The following is a 19125-nucleotide window of genomic DNA, read 5'->3' on the forward strand; positions in this document are numbered from 1 at the left end:
GATCTCAGAAGAACGACGGAACCCGATCGGCGGCCCGTCGGGGACCGAACGTCCGCCATGTCCATACTTGCGCACCCACCATGACCGGTGCGAAGGGCAGGATGATGACACTCAACACACCCAGCGCCCCGGCCGACGCCGTACGCTCCAGCAGCCAGGGGGCGAACGCGGCCAGCAGCACCGCGGCGGGCGCGGCGGCGGCGGCGCCGGAGGCCAGCAGCGCCCACCCGCTCCGCCGGGCACCGGTCATCCGGCCCGGCAGCCGCCAGGACAGGAACGTCCAGCCGTGGAAGGCGAGCAGGGCGGCCAGCACCAGCCCGCCCGCCAGGCCGGGCAGGACGATCACCGGTTCGTCCAGGCCGCGGGCCATCGCGACCAGGGCCATGCCCCAGCTCAGGGCGAGCCCCCAGGAGCCCGCGCAGACGGCCGCGGTCCAGCCCTCGCGCCACGCGCTCCCGTCGGCGCGGCGCCGGAACCAGAGCCCGGCGTCGCGGACGATCCACGACACCAGAAGGGAGATCACCAGCGGGTACAGGCCGAACAGCACCTCTCCCTCGGCTGCGGGGAAGGCGCCGAACAGCACGCCCGCCACGGCGACCAGCCAGACCTCGCCCGCCAGCACGAACGGTGCCATGGCGGCGACGATCTCGTCCCGGTCCCGCGGGGTGTTCCCGAGGAAGAGGAGAAGCATGCCCGCCCCGATGTCGGGGCCCTCGAGGGCGAAGTAGCCGACCAGCAGGACGGCGAAGACACAGAGCCAGAGGATGTCCACGGTCTCTCCTCCTAGTGGCTGAGCGCGTGCGCGCGCTCGTGGGGGTCGGCCGGGGCCGGTTCGCCCAGGGTGACGGCGGCGGGTCCGCGCCGGACGGTACGGGCGATCAGCACGTAGTCGACGATCGCGAGCAGGAGGAGCACGCCGGTGAAGGCGACGAACGAGCCGGTCACCATGGCGGGGGTGAGCCCCGGGGACATGGCGTCGGCCACGGTCAGCCTGCCGTTGATCATCCAGGGCTGCCGGCCGTTCTCGCGGGCCAGCCAGCCGAGGATCGCCGCGGCGAAGGGCAGCGGGGTGATCGCCATCAGCACGGGCTGCACCCAGCGCCAGCGGGGCAGCCAGTACACCAGCGGCGTCAGCACGAACAGGATGACGAGCTGGAGCGGCTGGCCGATGAGGATCATGAAGCCCAGGCCCAGCCCGGCGGCCCCTCCGTCGTCGAACTTGCCCGGCTGGAAGGCCGAGATCGCGCCGAACTGGGCGTACCCGAAACCGACCGTGATCAGCGAGCCGACCAGCGCGACGACCACGCCGGTGCGGAGCGATCCGGTGAAGAACTCCCGCTCGGAGGTCCGCCGGAACAGCTGATACGCGCTGGCCCCCATCAGCACGAAGCCACCGGCCCACAGGCCCGCGCCCAGCACGTGCGGCAGCGCCATGGTCAGGGCCGGGTTGGCGAGCAACGCGCCGGGGTCGGTCAGCACCAGGTGCCCGTCCCGCGGCACGGCACCGGCCGGGTTCTGCAGGAACGAGTTGGCCATCATGATCCACAGGGCGGAGGCGTAGGCGGTCAGCGCCACCACCCAGATGCACCCCACGTGCAGCCAGGTGGGCAACCGGTGCCAGCCGAAGATCCACAGGCCCAGGAAGGTGGACTCCAGGAAGAAGGCGCCGAGCGTCTCGATCGCGAGCGGCGCCCCGAAGACGTCTCCCGCGTAGTGCGAGAGGCCGCTCCAGTTCAGGCCGAACTGGAACTCCATCACCAGCCCGGTGAAGATGCCGAGCGCGTAGTTGATCACGTAGAGCTGACCCCAGAAACGGGTCGCGCGCTCGTGGTCGGGCCTGCCGGTGACGGCGTAACGGGTGTGCATGATCGCGATCAGGGGGGCCAGGCCCAGCGTCAGGACGACGAACAGGAAGTGAAGACTCCCCGTCACGGCGAACTGCGTCCGGGCCAGGTCGAGCACGTCCACGATCTCACCTCCAATGTCATGTCTGTCTACGTATAGACACTCTACATGTAGGCGGGCTACATGTAGAGTGTCTATATGAGAGGTAGGCTGATCAGGTGAGCGATCGAAGCGCGCGAACCGATGGGCACGACGGCCCGCGGGCCGGCCGGTGGGAAGAGAGGGTCGTATGAACGCCGACGCGCTGCGCGGCCACATGGACGCCCTGCTGCTCTCCGTGCTGGAGCAGGAGCCGCTGCACGGTTACGCGATCATCGAGGCGCTCCAGGCGCGGAGCGGGGGCACGCTGAACGTGCCGACCGGCACCGTCTACCCGGCGCTGCGGCGGCTGGAGCAGGCGGGATACCTGACCGGCGAGTGGGCCACCGTGGGCGGGCGCAAGCGGCGCACCTACCGGCTGACCTCCGCGGGCCGCACCGCCCTGGCCGGGGAACGCTCGGCCTGGCGTGAGTTCACCGGGGCCATCGGCAGCGTCCTGGAGCCCCGCTCGGCCCGCTGACGCCCTATCGGCGTCCCGTGTCCCCGGAGGGCCCCCGGCCGGTGTCCGGGGTGCCGGCGTCCCCTGAGGGATCGGCCATGTCGTCGCCGAAGGCGGCGGCGAGCGCCTTCGTGATCACACCGGGGAGCTCGGTCCGCCCGTCCTCCTCGGCCCAGCGCACCAGCGCCGTGTGCAGGGCGGCCAGGCAGGCGCCGGCCGCCACCTTGGCGCGGAACGCTGCCTCGGGATCGGCGGCCTCGTCCCCCAGGGCGTCGACGATCGCCTGCTGAAGGGCGTAGTGGTTGTCCAGGTGCCGGGCCCGCAGGGCCGGTGTCGAGATCATGAGCCGGAGACGGGCGAGCAGGAACCCCCTGCCCGCCGTCGGGTCGTCCCCGCCGTCCCCGGTCAGCGCCGCGGCCGAGTCGGCGAGCGCGCGGCCGATGCGGCGGACCAGGGGCCGCGTACCGGCGGACGCGACGATCCGCTCGGCGACGAGACGGCCGTTCTGGTCGACGAGGACGAGGTCCTCCTTCGTGGGGAAGTGCCGGTACACGGTCATGGGCGACACGCCCGCGGCCTCGGCGACGTCGGTCACGGTCGTGGCGTCGTACCCGCGCTCGGTGAACAGCCGTACCGCGTGCGCCTGGATCGCGCGCTGGGTCTGGACCCGTCGTTGCGTGCGCAGCGTTGAGTGCCGATCGGACATGTGATAGACACTACCACCATGGTAGTGACTACCAAGTTGGTAGTCACTCACGGAACGAGGTGGCGGCATGGGTGAGCTGACCGGCAGGACGGCCCTGGTGACCGGGGCGTCGCGCGGCATCGGGCGGGCGATCGCGACCCGGCTGGCGGCCAAGGGGGCGACGGTGATCGCGCACTTCGGCACGGACGAGGAGGGTGCGACGGCGACGGTCGACGAGATCGGGCGCGCCGGTGGGACGGCGTTCGCCGTCGGGGCGGAGCTGGGCGTGGACGGCGACGTCGAGACGCTCTTCGCGGGAGTCGAGGCCGGCCTGGCCGGGCGGCCGCTCGACATCCTCGTCAACAACGCCGCGGCGCCGCCCGCCGGACCGCTCGGGGTCACGACCCGGGCGGAGTTCGACCGTCTCTTCGCGGTGAACGTGCGGGCGCCGTACTTCATCGTCCAGCGGGCGCTGCCGCTGCTCCGCGACGGTGGCCGCATCGTCACGATCTCGTCCGTGGCGACCCGGATGGCCAACCCCGCCCAGACGTCCTTCGCCATGACGAAAGGCGCGGTCGAGACGATGAGCATGACCCTGGCCAACGAGCTGGGGGCCCGCGGGATCACGGTGAACGCGGTCGCCCCCGGCGCCACCCGGACGGCGGCCAACGGGCCGGTCTTCGACACCCCGGGCCTGGCCGAGCTCATCGCCGGCGGCACGGCGCTCGGCCGCCTGGGCGGGCCCGACGACGTCGCCGACGTGGTCGCCTTCCTCGCCTCCGACGCCGCGCGCTGGATCACCGGCCAGGTCGTCGACGCGAGCGGCGGCCTGTTCCTCGGACCGCGCGTCTGATCGCCGGCCGTCCGCACCGCCGGTGACCGTCCGGACCCCCGGCGGGCGGGCGGACCGGCGGGCCGGGCGGCGGGGCCGTCGAGGGCGGCGGCGCTCCGTTCAGAGGGTGGGGGTGACCGGGCGGATCGTGCCGTCCGCGGCGAACTCCATCCGGTCGACGGCGACCTCGCGGTTGGTGCCGTTGCCCGCCGGCACGGCGAACCGGTGGTAGACGATGTGCCAGGTGTCGGTGCCGGGTGCCCGGACGACCGAGTGGTGCCCGGTGCCCTTGATCCCGGCCTCCAGCCGCTTCTGCAGCACGACGCCACGCTTGGTCCACGGCCCCAGCGGGCTCGTGCCCGTGGCGTACGCCACCCGGTAGTCCTCGCTGCGGGTGTCGTTCTCCGACCACATGAGGTAGTAGGTCCCGTTGCGCTTGAACACGAACGGCGCCTCGTTGTAGCCCGCGGGGGTGATCACGCGCACCTGCGCGGGATCGAAGGAGGTCATGTCGCCGTTCAGCGGGACGACGCGGGCGGCGCCCTGTCCCCAGTACAGGTAGGAGCGGCCGTCGTCGTCGGTGAAGACCATCGGGTCGATCGCCTGGCCGGAGTACCGGCCGGCGGCGATCAGCGGACGGCCGAGCGCGTCCCGGAACGGGCCCGTGGGCGAGTCGGACACCGCGACCCCCAGCTGCTTGGCGGTGTTCCCGGAGGCCGCGCCGCCGCTGAAGTACATGTAGTACCGGCCGTTCGCGGCCGCGACCGCCGGGGCCCAGGCGGAGTCGTCGGCCCACGACACGTCCGGGCCGTGGTCCAGGACGACACCGTGGTCGGTCCAGTTCACCAGGTCGGCCGAGGAGAACGCCTTGTGGTACGTGCCGCCCCAGCCCGCGTACCCGTCGGTCGTCGCGTACAGGTGGTAGCGGCCGCCCGCGGAGATGACGTGCGGGTCGGCGAACAGGCCGGGGATCACCGGGTTGCGGTTCGTCCGGGGCGCCCACGGTGCGGCGATCCTGAACGAGCTGTCCGCGCGGAAGGCCGCGGTGTCCTGCTGGGTGTCCAGCCAGAGCCCGAAGTCGCGGTGCCTGATGCGCCGGTTCGGATAGTTGTAGGAGGTCAGGGACACCGAACCGGCGACCGACCCGTCCACGGCGCAGAACGTGGCGTCGGCGCGGAAGGTCGCGTCACCGGTGTTGGCGTCGACGCGCAGCCGCCAGTCGTGGTGCCGCAGGAACAGGCCGTCCCTGGTCTGGAAGGAGTGACAGGACGGCGAGGCCAGGCCGTTGACCACGGTGAACGTGGCATCGAGCCGGGTCTGGGCCGGGCTCGTGGAGGTCACCGGGTCGAGGCGGCCGAGCCCGCCGGTGTGCCGGACGTAGTGGCCGGAGTAGTTGACCGCCTCCAGCGACCGGGCACCGGTCGGCAGCGTCGCGGCGGACGCCGGAGCGGCCGTCGTCACCAGGACGGAACTCGCGAGCACGAGCGCGGCCGTCCCGGCCGCCCGTCTGCCGATCGTCATGCGGGCCTCTTTCCGAGCGCTGCGATGCGCTGCGATGTTTGCGTTAACATTCACCGGCGGGAAGTCGCCGTGAGGGATTCGGGAAACGCCGGCGTACGGAGCACACCGTCCGCGACCCCCGCCGGGGTGGCGGGCCGGGCCGGCGCCACATCAGTGTGTGCGCCGGTATCCGATCGGTCAAGGCCGTCAGGCCCGGCAGGCGGCGACGGCCGGGGCGGCGGGGACGTGGCGGGTGGTGCTCAGGCAGCGCGCGGCGCCGTACAGCTGTGCCAGCCAGGCCACGTAGCTCACCAGCGAGGCGACCTGCCCGGGCGGGTAGTCGCCGAAGCCGAAGGGACCCTGCGGGCCACGGGAGACCAGCAGGGCCCCGCACATCACGATTATCACCGGGAAGGCGCCCCAGACGAACAGGGCCAGGAACCGGATGACCGGCCGGGGCCGGCCGATCCTGCGCAGGCCACGCCCCAGGGCGAGCAGCGCGGCACCGCCGACCAGGCCGATGAACAGCTGCAGGATGTCCACGGCGCGGGCGACCGGGACGAACCACCCGGGCGCGCTCTCGTACACCGGCTCGGTGCTGGGGAAGACCGCCCAGATCATGCTCCACATGATCGTGGTGAGCGGTACGCCGATGAACAGCATCGTGGCCAGCCTGCGGCCCGCCACCACCGACAGCCGCTCCTGGTAGTCCGGCGCGATCTCGCGGATCGGCCCGAACTCCTCGACGGCGGCGTGCTCGGCCGCCTCGCGCTCCAGCCCGGCGTCCTCCATCGCCTCGGCGGCGTCGAGCAGGCTGTCGCGGGCCTCGGCGAGCATGTCGAGCCTCAGGCTCCTGGGACCCCGCAGGGCACGGTCCAGCCCGGTCACGTAGTCGTCGATGACCCCGGCGCCCGCCATGTGCTCTCCGCTCACCCGTTCCGCGTCCAGGGTGACCGATCTTCGTCCCGGCCCCCCGTCCGCTCCATCCTGGCCCCGCCCCCGGGGTGACGCATCCGGGACCACCCTGAGAAGACCCCGAATCCTCGGCGCGTCCGGCCGTGCCCGGCCGGCGGGAGGGTACAGCCGCTCAGCCGGAGCCCGCCGGGGTGGCGGAGCCCGGCCAGGACGCAGGCGCTCAGGTCCAGGTCGGCCAGCTCCAGCTCCTCGGCGTCCAGCCCGCGCAGCGAGACCAGCCGGGCGCCCGCCCGGCCCCGGACCGTGGCCGGGCCGCGCAGGACGGCCCCCTCCAGGTCGGCCTCGGCCCCCTCCAGCCGCACGGTCAGCCGCCCGCACACCTCCAGGCCCCTCAGGTCCGCCGGGCACCGGCTCACGGTCACGGCGAGGTCCCGGCCCGCCCACGCCCCGGCGAGGGTCAGGTGGCGGCCGACGGAGAGCGGCGCCAGGTGGGCGCCCGCGGAGAAACGCGTCCCGCTGAACCCGGCCAGGCCGCCGAAACGTGTCTTGCGCAGCGAGACCGTACGGCGGAACCGGCAGCCCCGCAGGTTCGCGTCCCCGGCGAAGGCGGCCCCGTCGAAGGTGACGAACCCCTGCAGGTCGGCGTTCTCGAAGGACGCGGCCCGGCCGAAGAGGGTCCCGCCGAACAGCGCGTCCCCGCCGACGCGCATCCGGTCGAAGGTCGCGTGCCCGGCGACGGTGACCCCGTGCAGGGACAGCTCCCTGCCGAAGCTCGCCTCCCGGAAGGAGACGTTCCCGGCGAAGCGGGCACCGAAGAACGAGGCGAGGTGCCGGAAGCGGGCGTGGTCGAACGAGGCGTCCCCGCCGAACACGAGCTCGCCGAGGCGCACGCCCTCCGGGAAGGTCGCCCAGTCGAACCGGGAACGCCCCGGCCGGCCCCGGGTCGCCGCGACGATCCGTTCCAGCAGGCGCGCGCCGACGACGGTGGCCCGCAGGTCGATCGCGGAGCCGGGGGACAGGCCGTCCACGACCTCGTCGAGCTCGCCGGCGTCCAGGTGGGCCAGGCAGCGGCCGTAGGGGCGCCGCGCCGAGCCGGCGCACTCGGGGGAGGCCGTGCAGGTGACCCAGTCCACGTCCAGGGCTCTCATGGGAGGTTGATACCCGCGGACGCCCCCGGAAGCGATTTCCAGGTCAAGGAAAGCCATATCTGGCGGACCCGGATAGACATGAAGTGTCAATATCCCATGATTTCACCTCCTATCCAGGTATAAGTAAGTGTCGTTTGATCCACCGGGCTCTACGCTCCGGGTCATGCGTGCTTCATCCCGGGCGTTCGCCGCCCTCGCGGCCGTCGGCGTCATCGCCACCGGCGTCGCGGCCCTCACCTCAGCCCCGGCCCTCGCGGAGCCGGGCACCGTCGTCATCGGCCAGGTCTACGGCGGTGGCGGCAACGCCGGAGCGCCGTTCGCCAACGACTACGTCGAACTGTTCAACCGCAGCGCCGCACCGGTCGCCCTGGACGGCTGGTCCGTCCAGTACGCCAGTGCCGGCGGCACCGGGAACTTCGGCGCCAACCCGGTCGTCCCGCTGACCGGCACCCTCGACCCCGGCCGCTACCACCTGGTCCAGCTGGCCGGAGGCGCCAACGGCTCCCCGCTGCCCACGCCGGACGGCACCGGGACGATCAACCTGAGCGGTTCGGCGGGCAAGGTCGCCCTGGTCCGCTCGGCCGAGGGACTGGCGTGCAACGGCGGCTCGGCCCCCTGCGCGCCCGAGCAGGCGGCGCTCATCGCCGACCTGGTGGGATACGGCACCGCCACCTACTTCGAGGGCACCCCCGCCCCGGCGCTGTCGGCCACCCTGGCGGGACTGCGCAGGGACCACGGGTGCACCGACACCGACGACAACGGCGCCGACGTGGAGGCCGCGGCCCCGGCGCCGCGCAACCGGGCCGTCGCCGCCGCCCCCTGCGGCGCCGTCGAGCCCACGCCCACGGTCGAGCCCACCCCGACCCCGACCCCGACTCCCACACCGACCCCGACTCCCACGCCGACCGGGGAGCCGTGCGAGACCCCGGCCACCCACCAGATCGCCCAGGTGCAGGGGAGCGGCGACGCGAGCCCGCTGGCCGGGCAGACGGTCCGCGTCGAGGGCGTCGTGACCGCCGACTTCCAGGAGAGCACCCAGCTCAGCGGCTTCTTCCTGCAGGACCCGACCCCGGACGCCGACCCGGCCACCTCCGAGGGCCTGTTCGCCTTCGCCCGCAGTTCCTTCAAGGACGTCAAGGTCGGCGACCGGGTCCTGGTCACCGGCCGGGCCGTGGAGTTCAACGGCTGGACCGAGCTGTCGCCGGTCACCGCGGTGGACGTCTGCGGCACCGGGACCGTCAGGCCCGCCAGGCAGAGCCTGCCCCGCCCCCAGGGGGTGACCTTCGAGCCCGTCGAGAACATGCTCGTCACCTTCCCCGAGCCGCTCAGCCTCAACGACCACTACAACCTGGGCCGCTACGGCGAGATCACCGTCGCCTCCGAGGGACGGGTGTTCCAGCCGACCGACCGGCCGGGCGTCGACGCCGCCGCGAACGCGCGGCGCACCCTGCTCGTGGACGACGGCTCCGGCGTGGAGAACCCGCCGTCCATCCCCTACACCGACCCGCGCACCGTCCGCCTGGGCGACACCACGCTCGGCGTCACCGGCGTGATGGGGTACGGCTTCGGCAAGTACCGCCTCCAGCCCACCAAGCCGATCAAGTTCCTGCGGCTCAACCCGCGCCTGCCCGTCCCGTTCCCGGTCATCGGCAACGTCAGGGTGGCCAGCTTCAACACGCTCAACTGGTTCACCACCCTCGGCTCGCGCGGCGCGAGCAACGCCGCCGAGCAGCAGCGCCAGCTCGCCAAGCTGGTCGCCGCCCTCAAGGGCATGAACGCCGACGTCGTCGGCCTCATGGAGGTCCAGAACAACGGCCAGACCGCGGTGCAGGCCCTGGTCGACGCGCTCAACGCCGAGGTCGGCGCGGGCACCTACGCGGCCGTCACCCACCCCTACCCGGGCACCGACCTGATCCACGTGACGGCGATCTACAAGCCGGGCAGGGTGCAGCCGGTGGGGGCCGCGCGCTCCTCCACCGACCCGGTCTTCCGCCGGCCCCCGCTGATCCAGACCTTCCGCAGGGTCCAGGGCGGCGAGTCCTTCACCGTGCTGGTCAACCACTTCAAGTCCAAGGGCTGCGACGAGGCGGCCGTGGGCCCCGACGCCGACCAGGGCGACGGGCAGAGCTGCTACAACGGCGAGCGCGTCCGCCAGGCGCAGGCCACGCTCGGCCTGATCGACTCCCTGAAGCTGACCAACCCGCTGGTGCTCGGCGACCTCAACGCCTACGGCGAGGAGGACCCGATCGACACCCTGGAGGAGGCCGGCCTGACCAGCGTGACCAAGAGGTTCGTCCCGGCCCCGCTGCGCTACAGCTACCTCTTCGACGGCCTGGTCGGCGAGCTGGACCACGCCCTGGTGGGCAGGGACCTGCTCAGGCGGGTGACCAGCGCGACGATCTGGCACATCAACGCCGACGAGAGCCGGATCCTCGACTACAACACCGAGTTCAACCCGCCGGGCCTGTACCGGCCCGACGCGTTCCGCTCCTCCGACCACGACCCGGTGGTCATCGGCCTCACCCTGCCGGGCGCCCGGCGCTGATCCGGAGCACGAGGCACCGGCACGAGACCGCCAGGGGACGTGACGTCCCCTGGCGGTCCCTGTCAGCACGAACGCGATGCCTCAGGACGAACGCGACGCCTCACGATGAACGACGCTTCACAATGAACGACACCTCACGGTGAACGCGACGGCGGCCCCCGCGGGACGGGGGCCGCGAGGGTGTCAGTCCGTCCTCCGGGTCCGGCTGAAATGGAAGGGGCAGTGCGTGCCGCCCGTTCCGATGGTGGTGCGGCGGTCGAACCGGAAGCCGTGCCTGCCGGGCACGATGGCCTCGATCCAGTTGGCGTCGAACGCGCACATGACCGGGGTCAGTTCCGGCGCCGAGTTGGCCACCAGGACGTCGTGGTAGAAGCACCGGTGTACGTCGAGGTGGTAGCGCTCGTCGTCGTCGACCGGCCGGTCGAAGACGAACCCCTTCCCGAACGCGTACTCCTCGCGTGACCTGCTCAGCTCCACCATGGCCCGGAAGGGGTCCGGCGCGTCGTCCAGCATCGCCCGGGTCCCCTCCTTCATGGTGTCGCCGAGCGGCTCGACGAACGAGGTGCGCACCGCGGCGACGGCCGCCTCCCGCCCCAGCCGGGGCAGCAGGACCTCGTAGGCGGCCACCAGGGCCAGGGTCATGCGCAGGTTGTACCGGGAGGGCTCGTCGACGATCAGGAGCCGGTTCGCCTCCTCGAGCTCGGCCTGGCGCGCCCGTACGGCGGTGGTGAGCTCGCCGGGAAGCCCGTGCTCCCGCAGGATCGCGGCGAGACGATCGTGGAACGCGTCGAGGAGCAGCGTCGTGTCGCGGTCGGGATCGGGGACGTAGCCGCCCTCGGCGAGCCCGAACTGGTCGGTGGACATGGTGATCCTTTCGTGTACGGCTCGGCGCGTACACGACCGTGATCCCGTGCGGAGACATGACCGGCCGTGCTCGCGACGAGCGAGCACGCCAGCGCGCTCCACCGACCGACCAGGCGCTGACAGCTGTGTTGATGTGTCGCGGCCAGTCTGGCACGCCCCCGACGATCATGTCCATCCGGCGGTTCTCCTCCGGTGACCGGTGGGGACGGGATGGAATGCGGGGAGGAGGGAAGTGGTTATGCCAGCCATACAGACGTGAGCGACAGGAGGAGCCACCGGTGGCCACCATCGAGGTAACCGAGAAGAACTTCAACGACATCGCCGACGAGGGGATCGTCCTGCTGGACTTCTGGGCGTCCTGGTGCGGACCGTGCCGCACCTTCGGGCCGATTTTCGAGAAGTCCTCGGCGAAGCACACCGACATCAAGTTCGGCAAGATCGACACCGAGGCCGAGCAGGCCCTCGCGCAGGGGTTCGAGATCACGTCGATCCCGACGATCATGGCGATCCGCGACGGCATCGTGGTCTTCGCCCAGCCGGGCGCGCTTCCCGAGCCCGCCCTGGAGGACCTCATCGGCCAGGTCCGTGCTCTCGACATGGACGCGATCCGCGCCGAGCTCGCCGGCGAGCTCGACGTCCAGAAGGGCTGACCCCGCCGACGAAAGAGCCCCGCGGCCGGATGGCGCGGGGCCTTCGTGCGTCCCGGGGACGCCGTGCCGGGTCCGGGCCCTCTCACGGGCCCGGCTCTCGCGGGCCTGAAGGAACCGCGGGGCCCGGCCGGGACGGTCAGACCGAGCGGTAAAGCTCGGCCACCCGGAAGGCCAGGTCCAGCGACTGGCCGCGGTTGAGGCGCGGGTCGCAGGCGGTCTCGTAACGGCGGGCCAGGTCGTCCTCGACGATCTCGGCGCCGCCGCCCACGCACTCGGTGACGTCGTCGCCGGTGAACTCGATGTGCACGCCGCCCGGGTGGGTGCCGAGCGCCCGGTGCACCTCGAAGAAGCCCGCCACCTCGTTCAGGACGTCGTCCAGGCGGCGGGTCTTGTGGCCGCTGGGGGCCTCGAAGGTGTTGCCGTGCATGGGGTCGCAGATCCACGCCACCTGGGCGCCGCTCGCGGTGACCTTCTCCACCAGCTCGGGCAGGTGATCGCGGATCTTGGCCGCGCCCATCCGGGTGATGAAGGTCAGCCGACCGGCCTCGTTCTCCGGGTTGAGCTTCTGGATCAGTGCGAGGGCGTCCTCGGCGCTGGTCGTCGGGCCGAGCTTGACGCCGATCGGGTTGCGGATGCCGGCGAAGAACTCCACGTGCGCGCCGTCGAGCTGACGGGTGCGCTCGCCGATCCAGACCATGTGCGCCGAGACGTCGTACGGCTGGCCGGTCCGCGAGTCGATCCGGGTGAGCGCCCGGTCGTAGTCGAGGATCAGCGCCTCGTGCGAGGAGTAGAACTCCACGGTGTGGAACTCCTCGGGCTCGGCCCCGCAGGCGCGCATGAAGGCGAGCGCCTGGTCGATCTCGCGGGCGAGCTGCTCGTAGCGCTTGCCGGCCGGGGACTCGATCACGAAGTCCTGGTTCCAGGCGTGCACCTGGCGCAGGTCGGCGTAGCCGCCCTTGGTGAAGGCGCGGACGAGGTTGAGCGTCACCGCGGAGGAGTGGTAGGTGCGCAGCAGCCGCCACGGGTCCGGGACGCGGGCCTCGGGGGTGAAGTCGAAGCCGTTGACCATGTCGCCCCGGTAGGCGGGCAGCTCGACGCCCTCGCGCGTCTCCGTGTTCTTGGAGCGGGGCTTGGCGTACTGGCCGGCCATGCGGCCGATCTTCACCACCGGCACCTTCGCCGCATAGGTGAGCACGATCGCCATCTGGAGCAGCGTCTTGAGCTTGTTGCGCACGTCGTCGGCGGTGGCGCCGGCGAAGGTCTCGGCGCAGTCTCCGCCCTGCAGGACGAAGGCCTCGCCCCGCGTCACGGCCGCCAGATCCGCCTTGAGGTTGTCGCACTCACCGGCGAAGACGAGGGGCGGAAGCCCTTTCAGCTCGTTGACGACCTTGTCCAGCTCGCCGCGGTCGGGCCACTCGGGCTGCTGCGCCGCAGTCAGCCGCCGCCAGGAATCGAGGTTGATGCTCACGACGACCAGGCTATTGCAACCGGCCGGGAGGACCGACCCGATTGTCCACGTAGTGAGAACGTCTTCATGTCCGGTGAGATCCCCCGGAGCTCCTGACATGCTCCGGAAGCAGCCCCAGGCCGATGAATCTCCTGGTCAGACGGCCTATGACCGGAAAGTCGGAAAGATTCCGCGACAGGGGCACCGGAAGTCCCCGGCCGGTCAGGGCCGGCCGGATCAGCCGGTCCTGGACGAGCCGCTGGGCGAGCTGGGTCAGCACGGTCGGAGGGGTACGCCTCCGCTGGACGCGGGCCAGCAGCGACTCGGGGACGGCGGCCCCGGCCGCGAGCGGCCCGGCCAGCAGGTTGGCGGCGGCGACCGCGTCCTGCACGGCCAGGTTGATGCCGACCCCGAAGACCGGTGACATGGCGTGCGCCGCGTCCCCGATCACCAGCAGCCCGGGCCGGTGCCAGCGGCGCAGCCGGTTGAGGGCCACCGACAGCACGCTGACCTCCTCGAAGCCGGTCACCAGCCCGATCCGGTCCTTCAGGAAGGGCAGGAGCGCGGCGACCGGGTCGCGCAGCGCCTCGATCCCCTTCGAGCGCAGGGCGTCGAAGCCCCCCTTGGGGATCACGTAGGCGAGCTGCCAGTAGGTCTCGCGGTTGATCGAGACCATCAGGCCACCGGCGGAGACCCGCAGGAACGTCGAGTCCGGGTCGGACGGCTCGCGCGGCAGCCGGAACCAGACCACGTCCATCGGGGCTCCCTGCTCCACCGGGACGAGTCCGGCGGCCCGGCGCACGTCGGAGCGGCGGCCGTCGGCGGCCACGGTGAGGGTCGCGCGCAGCTCGTGCTCGCCCGAGGAATCGCGGTAGCGCACCCCGCGCACCGCCCCGCCCTCGCGGATCACCCCGTGCACCTCGGCGTTCATCACCAGGCGGAAGCCCGGGTACCGCCCGGCCGCCCGGGTCAGCAGGTCGAGGAAGTCCCACTGCGGGACGAAGGCGATGTAGCGGTAGGCGCCCTTCAGCCCGGTCAGGTCGGCGACCCGCACGGTGGCCTCGTCGGTCACGACCTCCAGCCGGTACGCCTTGCGGTGCGGTATCCGGTGGAACTCCTCGGCCAGGCCCAGCTCGTCGATGATCTGGAGGGTCGAGGGATGGATGGTGTCGCCCCTGAAGTCGCGCAGGAAGTCGCCGTGCTTCTCTAGGAGCGTCACCTCGACGCCGGCCCGGGCCAGCAGCAGTGCGAGCATGGCCCCCGCCGGGCCGCCCCCGACGATCACGCATGTGTTCCGTGTCATAATTCATCACCCGGTGAAATAATGACACAGAACGCGGCCCGGGGAAAGCGGTTCGTTCTTCTCGTCCCGGCGGGAGCGTCCCGGGCGTCCGGCGCCGAGGCCCGCCGTACGGGCTCGGGGAGGGGGCCGGCATGGTCACGGCCACGAGGGGTCCGGTCACGGGTCACGGGACGGGCAGGCCGAGGGGCCCGGACGAGGGCTCCGGACACGGGCTCCGAGCAGCGGGAGCCGGCTGTGGGCTCCGGGCGTACGGGCTCCGGCCGCGAGAGGGGCGCCAGAGGGAAGGTGGGGCCCCGCCCGGCGGCACTCCGGGACGCGCCGGGCGGGTCGAGCAGGTGGGGTGGGTGGAGCGGATCGGGCGTATCGGGCTGATCTGGCTGATCTGGCGGAAGCGGACAGATCGGGCGGATCAGGCGGAGGAGCGCTCGATCAGGTGGGTGTCCAGTATCACCACGGGCTGCTCCAGGTGCTCGCCGTTGATCCGGGCGACGAGCAGGTGCGCCATCTGCCGTCCCATCGACTCGGTGGGCTGGTGCACCGTGGTCAGGGCGGGGGAGGAGTGCGCCCCGGCCGGGGAGTCGTCGAAGCCGATCACCGCGACGTCGTCGGGGATCGTCCTGCCCTCCTCGCGCAGGACCCGCATCGCGCCCAGCGCCATCGGGTCCGAGGCGGTGAACACGGCGTCCAGGTCGGGGTTGGCGATCAGCAGGGAGCGCATGGCCTCCATGCCGCTCTCCTCGCTGAAGTCCCCGTAGGCCACCGTCTCGCGCACGCCGGTGGCGAGCAGCGCGTCGCGGTAGCCGGCGAGCCGGTCGACGCCCACGCCCATGTCCTGCGGCCCGGCGATGGTGGCGATCCTGCGGCGGCCCTTGGCCAGCAGGTACTTGACCGCCTGCCTGGCCCCGGCCCGGTTGTCCACGTCGACGTAGCTGTAGGGGGTCAGGCCGACGGGCCTGCCGCCGATCACGGTCGGCACGCCCATCGCCTCGAGCCGCCCCGGCAGCGGGTCCGCGCCGTGCAGGGAGATCAGCAGCACCCCGTCGACGTGCTGGCCGGTCAGGTAGTGCTCCAGACGCTCGTGATCCTGCACCGACTGGGCCATCGCGAGGATCAGTTGCAGACCGGTCTCGGACAGGGCCGAGCCGATGCCACGGATGGTCCCGGCGAAGTACGGTTCGTCGAAGACGCGAAGTTCGGACTCCGAGACGACCAGAGCCACGGTGTCGGTGCGCCTGGTCACCAGGGCCCGCGCCGCCCGGTTGGGCACGTAGCCCAGCTCCTCGATGGCGTGCAGCACGGCGCCGCGGGCCTTCTCGCTCACCTTGGGTGAGCCGTTGATGACCCGCGACACCGTGCCCCGGCCGACACCGGCCAGAGCCGCGACCGCCTCGAGCGTCGGACGACGGTCGCCGTTCATGTGTTGGATCCCCCAGTGCTGAATTCGCCGACTCCTTATTCTGCAGGACCGCTCAGGCCACCACGCCTGATGGTTCCGGCATACCAGAGAGCGCTCTCTTTGGGAACTCTCGCCTGGGTCTCGTAGTCGACGTGTACCAGACCGAAGCGCTTGCCATAGCCCCAGGCCCACTCGAAGTTGTCCATGAGCGACCAGGCGAAGTAGCCCTCCAGCGGGATCCCGGCCTCGATCGCGGCGTGGCAGGTGCGCAGGTGGGACTCGATGTAGCTCACCCGGTCGTGGTCGCGGACCGAGCCGTCGTCCTCCAGCACGTCGTCGAAGGCCGCGCCGTTCTCGGAGATGACCAGCGGGATGCGCGGGTAGTCGGAGGCCAGCCGCTGCAGGATCTCCAGCAGGCCCGAGTGGTCGATCTCCCAGCCCATGGCGGTCACCGGCCGGCCGCCCCCGACGAACGACACGTGCTCGCTGCCGACCCAGGGCGACCCGGTGTCGGTCGGCGCGGCCGCGGCCGAGGCCGCCCCGCCGGGGGTGCCCGAGACGGTGAAGCGGCTGTAGTAGTTGATCAGCAGCTTGTCCAGCGGCGTCGAGATGATCTCCATGTCGCCGTCCTGGACGAGCCCGGCCGGCCGGCCCAGGTCCTCCAGCACGTCGTCGGGGTACTCGCCCTTGAGCAGGGCGTCGAGGAAGAAGCGGTTCTGCAGCCCGTCGATGCGCCGGGCGGCGTCCTGGTCGGCCTCGGAGGTGGTCTGCGGCGAGATCGCGTACAGGTTGACGCAGCCGCCGATCACGGTGTCCGGGCGCTGCGCGCGCAGCGCCTGGGCGGCCAGGCCGTGCGCGAGCAGCAGGTGGTGGGCGGCCTGCACGGCCTTGTCGGGCTCGCGCCGCCCGGGGGCGTGCTCGCCCGAGGCGTACCCCAGGAACGCCGAGCACCAGGGCTCGTTGACCGTGCTCCAGTTGCGCACCCGGTCGCCCAGCGCGTCGTGCACGGCCGCGGCGTAGTCGGCGAAGCGCTTCGACGTCTCGCGAGAGGGCCAGCCGCCCTCGTCCTCGAGCGCCTGGGGCAGGTCCCAGTGGTAGAGCGTCACCCAGGGGTCGACGCCCCGCGACAGCAGCTCGTCCACCAGGCGGCTGTAGAAGTCGATGCCCCCGGGGTTGACGGGGCCGCGCCCGTCGGGCTGGATGCGGGGCCAGGAGATGGAGAACCGGTAGGCGCCGAGGCCGAGCTCGGCCATCATCCGCACGTCGTCCCGGTAGCGGTTGTAGTGGTCGATGGCGATGTCGGCGTGCTCGCCGTTCACCACCCGCCCCGGCTGCTTGACGAACGTGTCCCAGATGGACGTTCCCCGCCCGTCCTGGGTGACGGCGCCCTCGATCTGGTAGGCGGAGGTGGCCGCGCCCCAGACGAAATCGGTGGGAAAGATCAGATCCGGAGTCTTGATACGCGTCTCTTGCGTGGTCACGCCTTGACCGCACCTTCCATGAGTCCGCCGACGATCTGGCGGCCGAACGCGATGAAAACGATGAACAGGGGCAGGACGGACGCCGCGGTGCCGGTGAAGAGCATCACGTAGTCGGTTCCGTGCGCCTGGTTGAGCGCGGCGATCGAGGTCTGGACCACGGGGTTGTCCGGGTTGAGGACGATCAGGGGCCACATGAACTCGTTCCAGGTCTGCATGAAGACCAGCAGGGCCAGCACCGCCATCCCGGGGCGGAGCGCCGGGAGGATGACGTTCGCGTAGATGCGCATGGTGGAGGCGCCGTCGACGCGGGCCGCCTCGACCAGCTCGTCCGGCACCGCCTGGGTGGCGTACTGGGTCATCATGAAGACACCGAAGCCGTTGACCAGGAAGGGCAGGATGACGGCCTTGAGCTGGCCGGTCCAGCCGAGGGTGACCATGAGCTCGTACAGCGGCACGATGCCCATCTGCTGGAGCGGGACCATCATCGTCACCAGGATCAGGCCCAGCAGGATCTTGCTGCCCCGGAAGCGGAGCTTGGCGAAGGCGAAGCCGGCCAGGGTGGAGATCAGCACGACCGAGACCGTCACCGTGATCGAGACGATGGCCGAGTTGATCAGGCCGGTCATGAAGTAGGCGTCCTCGGTGGACAGCAGCCGCTGGATGTTCTCACCGAGGTGGCCGCCGGGCAGCAGCGGCGGCGGGACGTCGATGGCCTCCTCGTTGGTCCGGGTGGCCATGATGAACATGTAGTAGATCGGGAACGCCGAGAGCAGGAGGGCGAGGGCCAGCACGACCTTCGTCATGGGACCGGCGTCCCAGATGCGGCTCGGCGCGGCCGACGCGCCCGAGGACCGCCGCCTGGGGGGCGCCGGGGGGCGCTGGAGCTGGGTGGCCGTCACTTGGATCCCCCGATACGGCGGGTGAAGGAGTAGTTGATGAGCGTTCCGAGCAGGATCAGCGCGAACAGCAGCCACGAGGCGGCCGCGGCGTAGCCGAAGTCGAAGTCGCGGAACGCCTCCTTGACGATGAACATCGCCACGGTCTGGTACTGGCCGGTGGCACCACCGCTCATCGTCGGGTTGCCGTCGAACATGACCGGCTCGGTGAAGAGCGTCAGACCGCCGATGGTGGAGATGAACACCACGAAGATGATCGTGGGGCGCAGCATCGGGAAGGTGATCTGCCAGAACTGCCGCCTGGCCGAGGCGCCGTCGATGGAGGCGGCCTCGTAGAGGTCCTTGGGGATCGTCTGCATGGCGGCCAGCAGGATGATCGCGTTGTAGCCGGTCCAGCGCCAGTCGATCATCGTGGAGATCGCGATCCACGAGGACCACTTCTGGTTCTGCCAGTTGATCGCCTCGACGTCGAAGAGGCTCAGGAACCAGTTGATCATGCCGTAGTCGCGCCCGTAGAGCTGGGTGAAGACGACGGCGACGGCGACGACGGAGGTGATCAGCGGCAGCAGCACGCCGAGGCGGAAGAAGAGCCGGCCCCGGATGCGCTTGTTGAGCGCGTTGGCCAGCAGCAGGGCCAGGACGAGCTGCGGGACCGTCGACATCACGAACATGCCGAGGGTGTTGATCACCGCGTTCCAGAACGCGGCGTCGGTGATCAGCTCGATGTAGTTCTCGACACCGACGAAGGTCTTGTCACCGGCCAGCTCCCACTCGTGCAACGAGACCCAGAGGGTGTAGACGAGGGGGAAGATGCCGAAGACGGCGAAGAGCAGGAAGTAGGGGGAGACGAGGAAGTACGGGGTCGCCCGGAGGTCGAACCGGGCCCACCCGCTGCCGCGCCGCGGCCCGCGGTGCCCCGTCGGCCGCTCGGGGCCGGGCCGGGGCGGGGCGGCCGGGGAGTCGACGTGCAGTGTCATCGGTCAAAGCCTTTCAGCGGGGGCAGACGACCGGCCCGGCGGC

The 19125-nt window shown here is 71.4% G+C and carries 17 protein-coding genes; 4 read left to right on the forward strand and 13 right to left on the reverse strand.

Annotated features, from left to right (window positions below; all coding sequences use genetic code 11):
- Positions 1–4: 4 nt before the first annotated feature.
- Positions 5–772 carry a cytochrome d ubiquinol oxidase subunit II gene (locus ABD832_RS41080; protein ID WP_344908093.1) on the reverse strand — a complete coding sequence of 256 codons (768 nt, stop codon included), beginning with the start codon at positions 770–772 and terminating at the stop codon, positions 5–7.
- An 11-nt stretch (positions 773–783) separates the two neighbouring features.
- A complete protein-coding gene (locus ABD832_RS41085; protein WP_344908096.1) occupies positions 784–1968 on the reverse strand; it encodes a cytochrome ubiquinol oxidase subunit I in 1185 nt (394 codons plus the stop codon).
- 166 nt (positions 1969–2134) lie between these two features.
- Here ABD832_RS41085 and ABD832_RS41090 point away from each other — a divergent pair, with 166 nt between their 5' ends.
- On the forward strand, positions 2135–2464 hold the full coding sequence (locus tag ABD832_RS41090; protein WP_344908099.1) for a PadR family transcriptional regulator: 330 nt from the start codon (positions 2135–2137) through the stop codon (positions 2462–2464).
- A gap of 4 nt (positions 2465–2468) precedes the next feature.
- On the opposite strand, the gene ABD832_RS41095 is transcribed toward ABD832_RS41090, so the two are convergent.
- Complete coding sequence (locus ABD832_RS41095; protein ID WP_344908102.1) at positions 2469–3149, reverse strand: TetR/AcrR family transcriptional regulator; 681 nt, start codon at positions 3147–3149, stop codon at positions 2469–2471.
- Positions 3150–3216: 67 nt separating this feature from the next.
- On the opposite strand from ABD832_RS41095, the gene ABD832_RS41100 reads away from it, so the two are divergent.
- Positions 3217–3981 carry an SDR family NAD(P)-dependent oxidoreductase gene (locus ABD832_RS41100; protein ID WP_344908105.1) on the forward strand — a complete coding sequence of 255 codons (765 nt, stop codon included), beginning with the start codon at positions 3217–3219 and terminating at the stop codon, positions 3979–3981.
- A gap of 99 nt (positions 3982–4080) precedes the next feature.
- Here the strand turns inward: ABD832_RS41100 and ABD832_RS41105 are convergent, their stop codons facing one another.
- The 3 genes from ABD832_RS41105 to ABD832_RS41115 all read right to left on the reverse strand — a co-directional run bounded on the left by ABD832_RS41105 (position 4081) and on the right by ABD832_RS41115 (position 7523).
- A complete protein-coding gene (locus ABD832_RS41105; RefSeq protein WP_344908109.1) occupies positions 4081–5481 on the reverse strand; it encodes a family 43 glycosylhydrolase in 1401 nt (466 codons plus the stop codon).
- A 186-nt stretch (positions 5482–5667) separates the two neighbouring features.
- Positions 5668–6393, reverse strand: coding sequence for a permease prefix domain 1-containing protein (locus tag ABD832_RS41110; protein WP_344908112.1), 726 nt, complete (start codon positions 6391–6393; stop codon positions 5668–5670).
- Entirely contained in the window at positions 6390–7523 is a 1134-nt protein-coding gene (locus ABD832_RS41115) for a pentapeptide repeat-containing protein (protein WP_344908117.1), read from the reverse strand. The genes ABD832_RS41110 and ABD832_RS41115 overlap by 4 nt, the downstream gene beginning before the upstream one ends.
- A 163-nt stretch (positions 7524–7686) precedes the next feature.
- On the opposite strand from ABD832_RS41115, the gene ABD832_RS41120 reads away from it, so the two are divergent.
- Positions 7687–10068, forward strand: a complete 2382-nt coding sequence (locus tag ABD832_RS41120) for an ExeM/NucH family extracellular endonuclease (RefSeq protein WP_344908120.1) — start codon at positions 7687–7689, stop codon at positions 10066–10068.
- 183 nt (positions 10069–10251) lie between these two features.
- Here the strand turns inward: ABD832_RS41120 and ABD832_RS41125 are convergent, their stop codons facing one another.
- Positions 10252–10932, reverse strand: coding sequence for an L-2-amino-thiazoline-4-carboxylic acid hydrolase (locus ABD832_RS41125; protein ID WP_344908123.1), 681 nt, complete (start codon positions 10930–10932; stop codon positions 10252–10254).
- A gap of 278 nt (positions 10933–11210) precedes the next feature.
- Here ABD832_RS41125 and trxA point away from each other — a divergent pair, with 278 nt between their 5' ends.
- Complete coding sequence (trxA, locus tag ABD832_RS41130; protein ID WP_344908126.1) at positions 11211–11582, forward strand: thioredoxin; 372 nt, start codon at positions 11211–11213, stop codon at positions 11580–11582.
- A 136-nt stretch (positions 11583–11718) separates the two neighbouring features.
- Here the strand turns inward: trxA and ABD832_RS41135 are convergent, their stop codons facing one another.
- From ABD832_RS41135 to ABD832_RS41160, 6 genes are all read right to left on the reverse strand, one after another.
- Positions 11719–13050: a class II 3-deoxy-7-phosphoheptulonate synthase gene (locus ABD832_RS41135; protein WP_344908129.1), complete on the reverse strand. Its 1332-nt coding sequence runs from the start codon at positions 13048–13050 to the stop codon at positions 11719–11721.
- Between the two features lie 64 nt (positions 13051–13114).
- The gene (locus tag ABD832_RS41140; RefSeq protein WP_344908132.1) at positions 13115–14332 is read right to left on the reverse strand and encodes an FAD-dependent oxidoreductase; all 1218 of its coding nucleotides are present in this window, start codon (positions 14330–14332) and stop codon (positions 13115–13117) included.
- A gap of 409 nt (positions 14333–14741) precedes the next feature.
- Entirely contained in the window at positions 14742–15749 is a 1008-nt protein-coding gene (locus ABD832_RS41145) for a LacI family DNA-binding transcriptional regulator (RefSeq protein WP_344908137.1), read from the reverse strand.
- A 35-nt stretch (positions 15750–15784) separates the two neighbouring features.
- The gene (locus ABD832_RS41150; RefSeq protein ID WP_344908142.1) at positions 15785–17209 is read right to left on the reverse strand and encodes a GH1 family beta-glucosidase; all 1425 of its coding nucleotides are present in this window, start codon (positions 17207–17209) and stop codon (positions 15785–15787) included.
- A complete protein-coding gene (locus ABD832_RS41155) occupies positions 17206–18012 on the reverse strand; it encodes a carbohydrate ABC transporter permease (protein ID WP_344908145.1) in 807 nt (268 codons plus the stop codon). The genes ABD832_RS41150 and ABD832_RS41155 overlap by 4 nt, the downstream gene beginning before the upstream one ends.
- Positions 18013–18104: 92 nt before the next feature.
- Positions 18105–19082: a carbohydrate ABC transporter permease gene (locus ABD832_RS41160; protein WP_344908149.1), complete on the reverse strand. Its 978-nt coding sequence runs from the start codon at positions 19080–19082 to the stop codon at positions 18105–18107.
- Between the last annotated feature and the right edge of the window lie 43 nt (positions 19083–19125).

Origin of the sequence: Streptosporangium longisporum, from assembly GCF_039534895.1 — a bacterium.
GTDB classification, from domain to species: domain Bacteria; phylum Actinomycetota; class Actinomycetes; order Streptosporangiales; family Streptosporangiaceae; genus Streptosporangium; species Streptosporangium longisporum.

Excerpts from the sequence above, each read along its gene's own strand:
- ABD832_RS41140 (WP_344908132.1), bottom strand. The coding sequence starts at position 14,332 with ATGACACGGAACACATGCGTGATCGTCGGGGGCGGCCCGGCGGGGGCC.
- ABD832_RS41100 (WP_344908105.1), top strand. The coding sequence starts at position 3,217 with ATGGGTGAGCTGACCGGCAGGACGGCCCTGGTGACCGGGGCGTCGCGC.
- ABD832_RS41160 (WP_344908149.1), bottom strand. The coding sequence starts at position 19,082 with ATGACACTGCACGTCGACTCCCCGGCCGCCCCGCCCCGGCCCGGCCCC.
- ABD832_RS41090 (WP_344908099.1), top strand. The coding sequence starts at position 2,135 with ATGAACGCCGACGCGCTGCGCGGCCACATGGACGCCCTGCTGCTCTCC.
- ABD832_RS41125 (WP_344908123.1), bottom strand. The coding sequence starts at position 10,932 with ATGTCCACCGACCAGTTCGGGCTCGCCGAGGGCGGCTACGTCCCCGAT.
- ABD832_RS41105 (WP_344908109.1), bottom strand. The coding sequence starts at position 5,481 with ATGACGATCGGCAGACGGGCGGCCGGGACGGCCGCGCTCGTGCTCGCG.
- ABD832_RS41095 (WP_344908102.1), bottom strand. The coding sequence starts at position 3,149 with ATGTCCGATCGGCACTCAACGCTGCGCACGCAACGACGGGTCCAGACC.
- ABD832_RS41120 (WP_344908120.1), top strand. The coding sequence starts at position 7,687 with ATGCGTGCTTCATCCCGGGCGTTCGCCGCCCTCGCGGCCGTCGGCGTC.
- ABD832_RS41155 (WP_344908145.1), bottom strand. The coding sequence starts at position 18,012 with ATGACGAAGGTCGTGCTGGCCCTCGCCCTCCTGCTCTCGGCGTTCCCG.
- ABD832_RS41115 (WP_344908117.1), bottom strand. The coding sequence starts at position 7,523 with ATGAGAGCCCTGGACGTGGACTGGGTCACCTGCACGGCCTCCCCCGAG.
- ABD832_RS41145 (WP_344908137.1), bottom strand. The coding sequence starts at position 15,749 with ATGAACGGCGACCGTCGTCCGACGCTCGAGGCGGTCGCGGCTCTGGCC.